Source organism: Salinispora pacifica CNR114, from assembly GCF_000514775.1.
GTDB classification, from domain to species: domain Bacteria; phylum Actinomycetota; class Actinomycetes; order Mycobacteriales; family Micromonosporaceae; genus Micromonospora; species Micromonospora pacifica.
Genome location: NZ_KI911468.1, coordinates 120,424 through 133,141, shown reverse-complemented (window position 1 = coordinate 133,141; position 12,718 = coordinate 120,424). Strand labels below are relative to the sequence as shown.

At 69.8% G+C, this 12,718-nt stretch carries 10 protein-coding genes; 5 read left to right on the top strand and 5 right to left on the bottom strand.

All coding sequences use genetic code 11. The features are described 5' to 3' along the window. Positions 1-28: 28 nt before the first annotated feature. The 4 genes from zwf to tkt are packed head-to-tail and all read right to left on the bottom strand — an operon-like array spanning position 29 to position 6,571. Entirely contained in the window at positions 29-1,546 is a 1,518-nt protein-coding gene (zwf, locus tag B118_RS0127445; protein WP_018223374.1) for a glucose-6-phosphate dehydrogenase, read from the bottom strand. A gap of 31 nt (positions 1,547-1,577) precedes the next feature. Further along, positions 1,578-3,242, bottom strand: a complete 1,665-nt coding sequence (locus tag B118_RS0127440) for a hypothetical protein (protein ID WP_018811208.1) — start codon at positions 3,240-3,242, stop codon at positions 1,578-1,580. Beyond that, the gene (gene tal / locus B118_RS0127435) at positions 3,239-4,417 is read right to left on the bottom strand and encodes a transaldolase (protein ID WP_018223376.1); all 1,179 of its coding nucleotides are present in this window, start codon (positions 4,415-4,417) and stop codon (positions 3,239-3,241) included. The genes B118_RS0127440 and tal overlap by 4 nt, the downstream gene beginning before the upstream one ends. A 15-nt stretch (positions 4,418-4,432) precedes the next feature. Then, complete coding sequence (gene tkt / locus B118_RS0127430) at positions 4,433-6,571, bottom strand: transketolase (RefSeq protein ID WP_028185885.1); 2,139 nt, start codon at positions 6,569-6,571, stop codon at positions 4,433-4,435. Positions 6,572-6,826: 255 nt separating this feature from the next. Here tkt and B118_RS0127425 point away from each other — a divergent pair, with 255 nt between their 5' ends. The 3 genes from B118_RS0127425 (at position 6,827) to B118_RS0127415 (ending at position 9,310) form a co-directional block, all read left to right on the top strand. Further along, the gene (locus B118_RS0127425; protein ID WP_027648018.1) at positions 6,827-7,789 is read left to right on the top strand and encodes a heme o synthase; all 963 of its coding nucleotides are present in this window, start codon (positions 6,827-6,829) and stop codon (positions 7,787-7,789) included. A gap of 251 nt (positions 7,790-8,040) precedes the next feature. Further along, the gene (locus B118_RS0127420; protein ID WP_018223379.1) at positions 8,041-8,376 is read left to right on the top strand and encodes a hypothetical protein; all 336 of its coding nucleotides are present in this window, start codon (positions 8,041-8,043) and stop codon (positions 8,374-8,376) included. A 10-nt stretch (positions 8,377-8,386) separates the two neighbouring features. Then, the gene (locus B118_RS0127415; RefSeq protein ID WP_018811205.1) at positions 8,387-9,310 is read left to right on the top strand and encodes an ATP-grasp domain-containing protein; all 924 of its coding nucleotides are present in this window, start codon (positions 8,387-8,389) and stop codon (positions 9,308-9,310) included. A 128-nt stretch (positions 9,311-9,438) separates the two neighbouring features. Here B118_RS0127415 and B118_RS0127410 read toward each other — a convergent pair whose 3' ends face one another. Beyond that, positions 9,439-10,419 carry a COX15/CtaA family protein gene (locus B118_RS0127410; RefSeq protein ID WP_028188817.1) on the bottom strand — a complete coding sequence of 327 codons (981 nt, stop codon included), beginning with the start codon at positions 10,417-10,419 and terminating at the stop codon, positions 9,439-9,441. A gap of 98 nt (positions 10,420-10,517) precedes the next feature. Here B118_RS0127410 and B118_RS0127405 point away from each other — a divergent pair, with 98 nt between their 5' ends. Both B118_RS0127405 and sufB read left to right on the top strand, forming a co-directional pair. Next, the gene (locus B118_RS0127405) at positions 10,518-11,273 is read left to right on the top strand and encodes a helix-turn-helix transcriptional regulator (RefSeq protein WP_026270672.1); all 756 of its coding nucleotides are present in this window, start codon (positions 10,518-10,520) and stop codon (positions 11,271-11,273) included. Continuing rightward, on the top strand, positions 11,270-12,700 hold the full coding sequence (gene sufB, locus B118_RS0127400; protein ID WP_012014297.1) for a Fe-S cluster assembly protein SufB: 1,431 nt from the start codon (positions 11,270-11,272) through the stop codon (positions 12,698-12,700). Before B118_RS0127405 ends, sufB begins: the two co-directional genes overlap by 4 nt. The last annotated feature ends 18 nt before the right edge of the window (positions 12,701-12,718 follow it).

Here is a 12,718-nt window from a genome sequence, read left to right as displayed (position 1 = left end):
CTCCCAGTCCGCTCGTGTCGCCCGGTCGTCACGCCCGCCGCCAGGCGCGGCCCGCCTGGGCCAGCATCTCGTCGGAGCGGCGGGGACCCCACTCACCGGATCGGTAGGGCTCCGGCTTCGTGCCCGCCCAGGCCTGTTCCAGCGGGTCCACCACCCGCCAGCTCTGCTCGACCTCGGCGGCGTCCGGGAAGAGGGTGCGGTCGCCGATCAGGACGTCCAGCACCAACCGCTCGTATGCCTTCGGGCTGGCCTCGGTGAACGCCTCGCCGTACTGGAAGTCCATCGCGATGTCGCGGACCTCCATCGCGGTACCGGGCACCTTGGAGCCGAACTTGAGGACCACGCCCTCGTCCGGCTGGACCCGGATGACGAGTTGGTTGTTGCCCAGCGACTTCACATCGGCGTCGTCGAACGGCAGGTGTGGGGCCTTCTTGAACATCACCGCGACCTCGGTCACCTGCCGGGGCATCCGCTTGCCGGCGCGGATGTAGAAGGGCACCCCCGCCCACCGGCGGTTCTGGATGCCGAGCTGCACCGCGACGTAGGTCTCGGTGGTCGAGTCCGCCGGGACCCCCTCCTCGTCCAGGTAGCCGAGTGCCCGTTCGCCGCCGACCCAGCCGGGCAGGTACTGGCCGCGTACGGTCCCCTGGCTCACATCTGGTGGCAGGGTGATGGCCTTGAGTACCTTGAGTTTCTCGGCGCGGATCTCGTCGGCGGCGAAGCTGGTGGGCTCCTCCATCGCCACCAGCGCGAGCAGCTGCAGGAGATGGTTCTGGAGCACGTCCCGGGCGGCGCCAGCGGTGTCGTAGAACCCGGCCCGGGTGCCGATCCCCACATCCTCGGCCATGGTGATCTGCACCGAGTCGACGTATCTCGAGTTCCACAACGGCTCGAACAGATTGTTGGCGAACCGCAGGGCGAGGATGTTCTGGACCGTCTCCTTGCCCAGATAGTGGTCGATGCGGAAGACGTCCCGACGGGTGAAGACATCGTCCACCAGGTCGTTGAGTTCCTTCGCCGAGGGCAGATCCTGCCCGAACGGTTTCTCGACCACGACTCGGCGCCACCCGCCGCAGCGGGCGTTATCCGACATTCCGGTGCGGGCGAGTTGCTTGAGCACCACCGGGAAAGCCGTTGGGGGGATGGCGAAGTAGAAGGCGGCGTTGCCGGGGATGCCATGCGATTGGCGTAGCCCGTCCAACGTGCCCGCCAACTGGTCGAAGGCGTCGTCGTCGTCGAAGGAACCACCGACGAACTTGATGTTGCCGGCCAGCCGCGCCCACACCTCCTCCCGCCAGGGAGTACGGGCGTGCGCCTTCGCCGCGGCCTGGGCGACGGACTCGAAGTCGCCGTCACCCCAGTCCCGGCGGGCGAAGCCGAGCACGACGAAGCTCGGGGGCAGCAGTCCCCGGTTCGCAAGGTCGTACACCGCGGGTAGTAGCTTTTTGCGGGCCAGGTCCCCGGTAACGCCGAAAATGACCAGAGTGCAGGGTTCCGGGATGCGGGGCAGCCGTCGGTCCTGCGGGTCGCGTAACGGGTTGGTCACGCCGTCTCCTCGCTCCGCCTTGTTTCGTCCGTCATCGTCGCTTGGGTAGCGCGCCAGCCGCCTCCAACAGCTGCGTCACCCCCGCCGACCGGTCGGTCAGGTGTAGCCGCAGCACCGGACGCTTCCGGTCAGCCAGGGCCTGCCGGTCGCCGGCGGCCTGCGCCGCCTGCAACTCCCCGAAGCTGTACGCCTTCCCGGGCACCGGCAGATCAACGTCGACCGTACCGGTTAGCTGGAGGAAGCTACCCACCTGTGGGCCGCCCTTGTGATATTGCCCGGTGGAATGCAGGAACCGGGGGCCCCAGCCGAAGGTCACCGGTGGGCTGAGGGCCTCGGCCAACGTGGGGCGGAGCCGGGCCGCGTCGGCATCGGCCCCGCGGTCGAGGTACGCCATGACCGCGAGGTAGCCGTCGTCATCCACGCCGTCGATCAGCCAGCGCACCGCGCCGGCCAGGTCGTTCGGTACACCCGCCGGGGCGTACACCTCGATCGCGCCTTCGGTGAAGGACGGCTGCTCCGTCGGCGCGCCCGAGGCCAGGATCCTGTTGGTGTTCTCCTTGCTCTCGGTGACGTTCGGTTGGTTGAACGCGTCGATGCCGAGCACCACGCCGGCAACCGCGATCGCATACTCCCAAGCGAGGAACTGCGCCCCCAACGGCCCGTTGACCGCCACGTCCGGCGCGCCGCCGGGCCCCTCCCCGCTGCTGAGTTCCCCGGCGGTCAAAGCCCCGCCGTAGCTGATGGTGAGGATGTCCTCGCCAGTCGCGCCCGGGCTGGTCGGCGACTCGACGACGACCGGCAGGATGCCGCTCCCGGACTTGCCGGTCGACTCGGCGATCAGCTGCTCGGCCCAGTCACCGAGCCCATCGATTCCGCTGCCGTCCGGGACCAGCGCCACCTTGTCCCGGCCGGCGGTGGCCGCCGCGCCCAGCGCGGCGCCCAGCGCCAGCGCCGGGTTGTCCCGCTCGGCGGCCAACGACCCGGCGAAGGCCTCGGCCTGGTCCAGCAGTTCGGCCACCTCGACGCCGGCCAGCGCCGTCGGAACGAGTCCGAACGCGGTCAGTGCGGCGAAGCGCCCGCCGACATTCGGATCGGCCAGCACGGTGAACGCGCCCATCTCGGCAGCGGTTGCCGCCAGCGGCGAACCCGGGTCGGTGACGATCACGAAGTGTCGCCCGGCCTCCGCCTCGGACATCCCCGCGTCGAGGAACGCCTGCCAGTACGCGCGTCGCTGGCTGTCCGTCTCCACGGTTGAACCGGACTTGCTGGCCACCACGACGACGGTCCGCTCCAGGCGGTCGGCGAGCGCCGCCCGGATCTGGCCCGGATCGGTGGTGTCCAGGATGGTCAGCGGTCGGCCGAGCGTCCGGGAGATCACCTCGGGAGCCAGCGACGAACCGCCCATCCCACAGAGCACCACGTGATCCAGGTCGGCCAGCTCCGAGGTCAGCTCGGCGAGTTGCGGAAGCAGATCCCGGCTGCGGGTGTGGGTGTCGACCCAACCCAGCCGGATCCGCGCCTCGGCCTCCGCCTCCGGCCCCCAGAGCGTGGGGTCCTTCGCCGCCAGTTTGCCTGGAACACCGGCCGTGGTCACCGCGGTCCGGGTGGAGGCGGCCGCGGCCTGGTCAACCGCGTCTGCCCCGCGCACCGAGAGGCCGGCGGCGGCCTCGACGGGCGGTCCGAGAAGCTCGCTCACGCGTTGCCCCCCGCCTGCTCGGCGGCCTGCGCGTTCTTCGTCGCGGCGTCGCCGGGGTGGTCGATGCCCCGGTTCGCGGCGGCGAGGGAACGGCGGACACCTTCGAGCAGCTCGTTCCAGCTCGCCGCGAACTTCTCCACCCCCTCGCGCTCCAGGGTGTCGATCACGTCGGTCAGGTCAACCCCCGCCGCCGCCAGGCCCGCGAAGACCTCCCGCGCCTCGTCGTAGCCGCCGGTGACGGTGTCGCCGCTGGTCTCGCCGTGCTCGGCGTAGGCGTCGATCACCGGTTCCGGCATCGTGTTGACGGTGCCGGGGGCGATCAGCTCCTCGACGTAGATCACGTCCCGGTAGTCCGGGTTCTTCGTCGAGGTGGAGGCCCAGAGCGGTCGCTGCGGATGCGCCCCGGCGTCGGCGAGCGCCTGCCACCGGTCGGAGGCGAAGACCTGGCTGTAGCGCTCGTAGGCCAGTCGGGCGTTGGCGATCGCGGCCCGACCGCGCAGCGCGCTGGCCTGCGCCGAGCCGACCTTCTCCAGCCGCTTGTCGACCTCGGTGTCGACCCGGGAGACGAAGAACGACGCCACCGAGCCGATCTTGGACAGGTCGTGGCCGTTCGCCTTCGCCTGCTCCAGGCCGGTCAGGAACGCCTCCATGACCGCCGAGTAGCGGTCCAGCCCGAAGATCAGGGTGACGTTCACGCTGATCCCCTCGGCCAGGGCAGCGGTGATCGCCGGCAATCCCGCCTCGGTGGCCGGGATCTTGATGAACAGGTTCGGGCGGTCCACCAGCCACCAGAGCGCCCGCGCCTCGGCGATGGTCTGGTCGGTCTCGTACGCCAGCCGCGGGTCCACCTCCAGCGAGACCCGTCCGTCCACGCCCGCCGACGCCTCGTACGCCGGTCGCATCACGTCACAGGCCCAGCGCACGTCGTACGCGGTGAGGGTGCGGACCGCCTCCTCGACCTTGACCCCGCGCATCGCGAGGTCGTGTAGCTGCCAGTCGTAGTCCTTGGCGTCGCCCAGGGCCTTGGCGAAGATCGTCGGGTTGGTGGTCACCCCGACCAGGTGCTTCTCCCGGCGCAGCCGGTCCAGCCCGCCCGAGCTGAGTCGCGTCCGCGAAAGATCGTCGAGCCAGACCGCCACGCCCGCGGCGGTGAGCTCACCCAGCCTGTCCGTCATGCCGTCGCGCTCCCCTCAGTTGCCGGTCGGATTACCGGTGATGTCGCCGACCCGGGTCAGCGCGGCATGCGCCGCACCCACGATCCGGTCCGGGGTGAAACCGAACTCCTCGAAGAGCACGGTGTGCGGGGCGCTCGCCCCGAAGTGCTCCAGGCTGATGGTCTCGCCGCAGTCACCGACGAAGGCCCGCCAGGACATCGCGACACCCGCCTCCACGCTCACCCGTGCCCTTACCCCACGGGGCAGGACCAACTCCCGGTACGCCTCGTCCTGGGTCCGGAACCACTCCTGGCAGGGCATGGAGACGACCCGGGTGGGGGTGCCGTCGGCCTCCAGCCGCTCCCGGGCGGTGAGGCAGAGCTGCACCTCCGAGCCGGTGCCGATGAGGATCACCTGCGGCTTGCCGCCAGTGGCCTCGGCCAGCACGTAGCCGCCGCGGGCCACCCCCTCCGCGCTGTTGAGCACGGCCCGATCCAGGGTCGGCAACGGCTGGCGGCTCAGTGCCAACGCGGCCGGTCGGTCGGTGTGCATCAGGACCTGCCGCCACGCCCAGGCGGTCTCGTTCGCGTCGGCGGGGCGTACCACGTCCAGTCCGGGGATCGCCCGCAGCGAGGTGAGGTGCTCCACCGGCTGGTGGGTCGGACCGTCCTCACCGAGGCCGATCGAGTCGTGCGTCCAGACGTAGGTCACCGGCAGCTTCATCATCGCCGCGAGCCGCACCGACGGGCGCATGTAGTCGCTGAAGACGAGGAAGGTGCCGCCGTACGGGCGGGTGCCGCCGTGCAGGGCGATCCCGTTGAGGATGGCGGCCATCGCGTGCTCACGGATGCCGAAGTGCAGCGTGCGGCCGTACTCGTTGCCCGGGAAGTCCTTGGTGGCGTGCTCGGCCGGGATGAAGGACGGCTCGCCCTTCATGGTGGTGTTGTTGCTGTCCGCCAGGTCGGCCGAGCCGCCCCACAGCTCCGGCAGCACCGGTGCGAGCGCGGCGAGGACCTTGCCGGAGGCCGCGCGGGTGGCGAGGCCCTTGGCGTCGGCGGGGAACGTGGGTAGGGCGTCCGTCCAGTCCGCCGGCAGGGTCCGGGTGGCCAGCCGGTCCCAGAGCGCCCGCCGTTCCGGGTTCGTCCGTCCCCAGGCCGTGAAGGTCTCGGTCCACTCGCGTTGCGCGGCGATGCCGCGTTCCAGTACCTGGCGGGTGTGCTTGAGGACGTCCTCGTCGACCTCGAAGGTGCGCTCCGGGTCGAAGCCGAGGAGTTCCTTGGTCGCCGCGACCTCGTCGGCGCCGAGCGCCGCACCGTGGATCTTGCCGGTGTTCCGCTTGTTCGGTGCTGGCCAGCCGATGATGGTGCGCAGCGCGATGAACGACGGCCGGCCGGTCTCCGCCCTGGCCGCCAGGAGCGCCCGGTACAGCGTGGCCACATCCTCGTGGTAGTCGCCCTGGTCGGCGTCGCCGGGCCGCCAGTCGACGGTCTGCACGTGCCACCCGTACGCCTGGTAGCGGGCCACGACGTCCTCGCTCTTGGCGATCCGGGTGTCGTCCTCGATCGAGATCTCGTTGTCGTCGTAGATCACGCAGAGGTTGCCCAGTTGCTGGTGCGCGGCGAGGGCGCTGACCTCGTGGCTGATCCCCTCCTCGATGTCGCCGTCGGAGGCGATGCACCAGATGTCGTGGTCGAAGAGCGAGGTGCCGCGCGCCGGCTCGGGGTCGAACAGTCCGCGTTCCCGGCGGGCGGCCATCGCCATTCCGACCGCATTGCCCAGGCCCTGCCCGAGCGGACCGGTGGTGGTCTCCACTCCCGGGGTGTGCCCGTACTCGGGGTGGCCGGGGGTGAGGGAGCCCCACTGCCGCAGCCCTTCAAGGTCGGCGAGGCTCATCGGGTAGCCGGCGAAGTAGAGCTGGATGTAGAGGCTGAGGCTGGAGTGCCCGGCGGAGAGGACGAAGCGGTCTCGGCCGGGCCAGGTCGGGTCGGCGGGGTTGTGGCGCATGACCCGGTTGAAGAGTAGGTAGGCCGCGGGCGCCAGGCTCATCGCGGTGCCGGGATGGCCGTTGCCGGATTTCTCGACGGCGTCCATGGCCAGTACGCGGACCGTGTCGACCGCCCGACGGTCGAGGTCGGACCAGTTGAGTGCAGGAAGCTCGGGTCGGTTGTCAGCCACGTTCGGTGTGCTCCTCGGCAGATGGGCGGAACCCTCACCCGTGACCCTATCGAGCGGTCCTAAACGTCCGCCCACGGATCCGTGCATGCTGTTCTCCCGGTTCGGGCCGCTTAGTCGCGTCCGGGTGTGACGCCCCGCACCGTTGCTGGGTCACCAGGGCAGCCACTACGGCGGCGCGTAGGGTGGGGCGGTGGTGGTCCCGGAGTGGGGCCCGATCATTTCGACCTCCCTCGCCCATGCCGGAAGGTGGCATCCGTGAGCATGATCACCGAGCGCCCCGTCAGCGACACCGCCGGGCAGTCGGTCAGCACAAGGGGGGAGGGGGCGGTCGGCTCGCGGCGGGAGCTGCGGGCGGTGGTCGCGGCGTACGTGGCGTTGACCAAGCCGCGGATCGTGGAGTTGCTGCTGGTTACCACCGTGCCGGCGATGATGCTCGCGCACGGCGGTCTGCCGTCGCTCTGGCTGATGGCGGTGGTGCTGGTCGGCGGGTCGCTGGCGGCTGGCGCGGCCAGCGTCCTGAACTGTTACATCGACCGGGATATCGATCAGGTGATGCGGCGCACCAAGCGTCGCCCGCTGCCGGCGCACACCGTCACACCGCGGAACGCATTGATCTTTGGCCTGGTGCTGGCAGTGGTCTCGGTCACCCTGCTGGCTGTCTTCACCAACGCGTTGGCCGCCGGGTTGACGCTGGCCGCGATTCTCTATTACGACCTGGTTTACACCGCCTGGCTCAAGCGCACCACCGCGGCGAACACCTTCTGGGGCGGGGCCTGTGGGGCGGCGCCGGTGTTGATCGGCTGGGCCGCGGTGACCGGTTCCCTCGCGCCGGCCGCCTGGGCGCTCTTCGGGGTCGTCTTCTTCTGGCAGATGCCGCACTTCTACCCGCTGGCGATGAAGTACAAGGACGACTATGCCCGGGCGGGCATCCCGATGCTGCCGGTGGTGGCGTCCACCCGGCGCGTCAACGCTGAGATTCTCATCTTCGCCTGGCTGACGGTGCTGGTCTCGCTGGTGGCCTGGCCGCTCGGGGCTGGGATCGGGCCGATCTACGGGCTGCCGACCCTCGTCGTGGGGGTCATCTTCCTGATCGAGGCGCACCGGCTGTGCCGTCGGGCGGCGCGGGGGCAGGCGGTCAAGCCGATGCGGCTGTTTCACTGGTCCACCACCTACCTGACCGTCGTCTTCGCGGCGGTTGCGCTGGACGCGCTGATCTGACCGCCCTGTCCTGGTCGGGGCGAAGGTATTGGGTTTGTCGGGTTTCGTCATTGACCTGTGGGAATCTCTGGTTGGTCGGAAATCCGTCACCCTGGTTTTTGTTTTGGAAATCCCCTGGCTGCTAATGCGAAAATTATGCAGGTAAATCGGACCAAAAGGGGCATCTTGGGTCACGCTTTCGGGGTAACTGGCATCACAAAAGGTTCACCGAACTCGCCCGCATGGGGGGAACTCTGCTTAGGCTTCGCGTCATGGCAGATCGTTCCGATACGACGCTGACGGCCGAGCAGGCCGCCAACGGTCCGGCCCCCAGCGGCCTGGTGGCCGGCATCAAGTCGTTCGCCGCCGGGCACGGTGGGGCGAAGGCGGTCATCGAGTATGTCGGCAAGCGTGGTGCGCGCATCGTCCTCGTCGGCTCCGACGGGGTCTGGGGCGACCAGTTCGCCGACGACACCGTCGTCGCGCGGCAGGCGTGCGCCAAGGCGGGCGTCACCGTCGAGAACGCGTGGGAGCGTGAACTGATGGACCAGATGCGTCCGAGTAACGATCTCTGGCGGTCGATGGCCCGGCGCACGATGGCTCGTTAGGCTCCCGGCTATGGTGATCACTTCGCCCGAGTCGGCCCGGCGGGAGCCCCGGGTCGCCATCGTGACCTGTGCGGCCCTTCCTGACCTTGAGACTGACGACCGCCTCGTCCACGCGCCGCTCGCGGCTCGTGGCATCACCGCCGAGGCGGTGATCTGGGATGATCCCGCCGTTGACTGGGCGGGTTATGACCTCGTGGTCCTCCGCTCGCCGTGGGACTACACCGCCCGTCGGGACGCCTTCGTCGCCTGGGCGGCGACGGTGCCGGCGCTGGCCAACCCGGCGGACATCGTCCGCTGGAACACCGACAAGCGCTACCTCGAGCAGCTCTCCGCCGCGGGAGTGGCCGTCGTCCCCACCTCCTGGATCGAACCGGGGCAGCAGTGGTCGCTCCCCGCGGAGCGTGGGCAGTTCGTCATCAAGCCCTCGGTCAGCGCGGACAGCCAGGACACCGGCCGGTACGACCTGGCCGACCCCGAGCACCGGGAGCTCGCCCAGGCGCATGTTCGGCGCATCGGCGCGGCCGGACGAGTGACCATGGTGCAGCCGTACCTCTCCGCCGTTGACACCGACGGGGAGACCGCGCTGCTCTTCCTTGCCGGCCCCGACGGCCTGCGTTTCAGTCACGCGATCCGTAAGGGCGCGATGCTGACCGGCCCGGACCTGGGGCCGGAGGAGCCCCGTAAAACCGAGCGGATCACCCCCCGCGCCGCGAGCCCGGAGCAGGTGGCGGTGGCGGAGAAGATCCTCGCCGAGGTTCCGGGCGGACCGGAGCGGCTGCTCTACGCCCGGGTCGACCTGATCCCGGGCGAGGGCGACGTGCCGCTCCTGGTCGAGCTGGAACTGACCGAGCCGTCACTCTTCCTCGGGTACGCCGACGGCGCCCCGGATCGCCTCGCGGATGCCATCCTGACCCACCTGCAAAGCCAACCCTGAGACATTCTCGCCCAACGTCGTCGGACGCGGTTTCGCGTCCGACGACGTTGGCGTTTGGGCCCCCAGGCCGCTGCGGTCCGGCCGGGGCCGACGGTTCAGGCTCGGCCGGGGTCGACGGCTCAGGCGGCTCAGGCGGGTACGGGGGCCGACGGCTCGTTCGTGGTGTCGCGGGCGGTGGTGGCGCTCGGGGTGGGGGCGACGGCCGGCCGTCGCTCCCGGGTCGACCGAAGCACCGCGAGGGTGGCCAGCAGTACCAGGCAGGAGCCGAGCATGTGGGCGCCGACGAGAAGTGCTGGCAGGTTGGTGAAGTACTGCACGTAGCCGATCACGCCCTGCCCCGCCTCCACCCCCACCAACACCAGCGCTGCCCGGGCGGGGCCGGCGGCGCCGACCGCCCGAAACGCGAAGACCAGGGCCACCGAGAGGCCGATCAGCAGGAACACGCCATCGGCGTGGATCTGGGAGAGCTGCTCGGGGTCGAGGCCGTTGCGGGCCGCCCCACCGTCACCGGCGTGCGGGCCGCTGCCGGTGACCCAGGTGCCGACCACGAGGACAGCCCCGCAGACCACGGTGGTGATCACAGCGAGGGTGCGCAGTGGCCCGGGCACCACCGGCACGGTCGGGCCGTCCGGTTCCGCGATCCGCCGCCAGAGGGCGTACGCGAGGGCGATCACGACCATCGAGGCGAGGAAGTGCAGCCCGACCACCCACGGGTTGAGATTGGTGCGGACGGTGATCCCACCGATCACCACCTGCGCCGGGATGCCGAGCAGGACGGCGACCGCGAGCGGCAGCAGGCCGCGTCGGCGTGGTCGGTGTAGCAGGACGGCCACCACCACGGCGATGGCGACGATGCCGACCGCGAAGGTGAGCAGCCGGTTGCCGAACTCGATCACCCCGTGCAGGCCCATCTCCGGCGTGGCGGTGTACGACGTGTCGGTACATCGGGGCCAGGTGGGGCAGCCCAGGCCGGAGGCGGTCAGCCGGACGGCCCCGCCGGTGACGACGATCAGCACGTTCGCGAGAATGTTGGCGAACGCCAGCCGGCGAAGCATGGTGGTGGAGACCGGGAACCGGGCGGCGACAGTCACGGCGCAAATCCTACGCATCGTAGTGGTGCCCCCTCGGGCGGCTTCGCCACAACGGTGTTTTGGATCACCGGACCCCGAGTTTGCAGGCCTCCGGCGAATTACGTAACGTTGGCGTTGTGAAAAAGGTGGCGGGGCTCTCGGGGCACCAGCCGGCGCCTGTCGGGCTCGCCGGTGGGTCGGCCGTCGCCGACCCGTCAACCCGCGACCGGGTTACCCAGCTGCTGCTGGAGCGAGGTGCCACCACCGCCGCGCAGCTCGGGCGCGAGCTCGGGCTCAGCCCCGCCGCGATTCGACGGCACCTGGACGCGATGCTCGCCGAGGGAGATGTCCTCGCCCGCGATCCGGCGGTCCGAGGTCACCGCGGGCGTGGCCGTCCGGCCAGGGTCTTCCTGCTGACCGAGGCGGCCCGCGGTCGGTGCGGCACCCACCACTACGACAACATGGCCACCGCCGCGCTGCGCTGGATCGCCCGGGGTGGGGGATCGGCGGCGGTGGCGGCCTTCGCCGCCGAGCAGGTCTCCGCCCTGGAGGCCCGCTGCCTGGCAGCCATGGAAGACGCCGGCGACGACCCGCTCGCCCGCGCAGAGGCACTCGCCGCCGCCCTGACCGCGGAGGGCTACGCTGCCAACGCCTCCACGATCGCCTCGGGGGGGCAGCTGTGCCAACATCACTGCCCGGTCGCGCATGTGGCCGCCGAGTTCCCCCAACTGTGCGAGGCCGAGACCGCGGTGATCTCCCGTCTGGTCGGCACCCACGTGCAGCGCCTGGCGACCATCGCGCACGGCGATGGGGTGTGCACGACGCACATCCCGGCCCAACCGGGGCATGTTCAGTCCAGTAAGACCGTCACCACTGTGAGGACAGATAGATGACCGAGCAGACCGTTCAGCCCCTGACCCAGGAGGAGCAGCTCGCCGCCCTCGGTCGCTACGAGTACGGCTGGGCCGACCCCGACGCGGCCGGGGCCGTCGCGCAGCGTGGCCTCAACGAGGCGGTCGTGCGGGACATCTCGGCCAAGAAGGCTGAGCCGGCCTGGATGCTCGACCTGCGGCGCAAGGGGCTGCGGTTGTTCGATCGCAAGCCCATGCCGGCCTGGGGCGCCGACCTCACCGGGATCGACTTCGACAACATCAAGTACTTCGTGCGCTCCACCGAGAAGCAGGCGACCAGCTGGGAGGAGCTGCCGGAGGACATCAAGAACACCTACGACAAGCTGGGTATCCCCGAGGCGGAGAAGCAGCGGCTGGTCGCGGGGGTGGCGGCGCAGTACGAGTCCGAGGTCGTCTACCACAAGATCCGTGATGACCTGGAGGAGCAGGGCGTCGTCTTCCTCGACACGGACACCGCGCTCAAAGAGCACGAGGATCTCTTCAAGGAGTACTTCGGCACGGTGATTCCGGTCGGCGACAACAAGTTCGCCGCCCTGAACACCGCGGTCTGGTCCGGTGGCTCCTTCATCTACGTGCCGAAGGGCGTGCACGTGGAGATCCCGCTCCAGGCCTACTTCCGGATCAACACGGAGAACATGGGCCAGTTCGAGCGGACCCTGATCATTGTTGACGAGGGTGCGTACGTGCACTACGTCGAGGGCTGCACCGCCCCCATCTACTCCTCGGACTCGCTGCACAGCGCCGTCGTGGAGATCATCGTCAAGAAGAACGCCCGCTGCCGCTACACCACCATCCAGAACTGGTCGAACAACGTCTACAACCTGGTCACCAAGCGCGCGGTGTGCCACGAGGGCGCGACCATGGAGTGGATCGACGGCAACATCGGCTCCAAGGTCACGATGAAGTACCCGGCGGTCTTCATGACCGGCGAGCACGCCAAGGGCGAGGTGCTCTCGGTGGCCATGGCCGGTGAGGGCCAGCACCAGGACGCCGGTGCCAAGATGGTGCACGCCGCACCGCGCACCAGCAGCACCATCGTCTCGAAGTCGATCGCCCGCGGCGGCGGTCGTACCTCGTACCGCGGTCTGGTGCAGGTGTTGGAGGGTTCCCACAGCAGCAAGAGCACCGTGAAGTGCGACGCGTTGCTGGTCGACACGATCTCCCGCTCGGACACCTACCCGTACGTCGACATCCGCGAGGACGACGTGTCGATGGGGCACGAGGCGACCGTCTCGAAGGTCAGCGAGGACCAGCTCTTCTACCTGATGAGCCGGGGACTGAGCGAGGACGAGGCGATGGCGATGATCGTCCGTGGCTTCATCGAGCCGATCGCCAAGGAGCTCCCGATGGAGTACGCGCTGGAGCTCAACCGCCTGATCGAGCTGCAGATGGAGGGCGCGGTCGGCTGAGACCGCCGCGGTCGTGGC

What these genes read in the sequence shown, in the direction of transcription:
- tal (WP_018223376.1), bottom strand. Translation starts at nt 4,417, where the DNA reads ATGACGGACAGGCTGGGTGAGCTCACCGCCGCGGGCGTGGCGGTCTGG.
- B118_RS0127420 (WP_018223379.1), top strand. Translation starts at nt 8,041, where the DNA reads ATGGCAGATCGTTCCGATACGACGCTGACGGCCGAGCAGGCCGCCAAC.
- B118_RS0127415 (WP_018811205.1), top strand. Translation starts at nt 8,387, where the DNA reads ATGGTGATCACTTCGCCCGAGTCGGCCCGGCGGGAGCCCCGGGTCGCC.
- B118_RS0127410 (WP_028188817.1), bottom strand. Translation starts at nt 10,419, where the DNA reads ATGCGTAGGATTTGCGCCGTGACTGTCGCCGCCCGGTTCCCGGTCTCC.
- sufB (WP_012014297.1), top strand. Translation starts at nt 11,270, where the DNA reads ATGACCGAGCAGACCGTTCAGCCCCTGACCCAGGAGGAGCAGCTCGCC.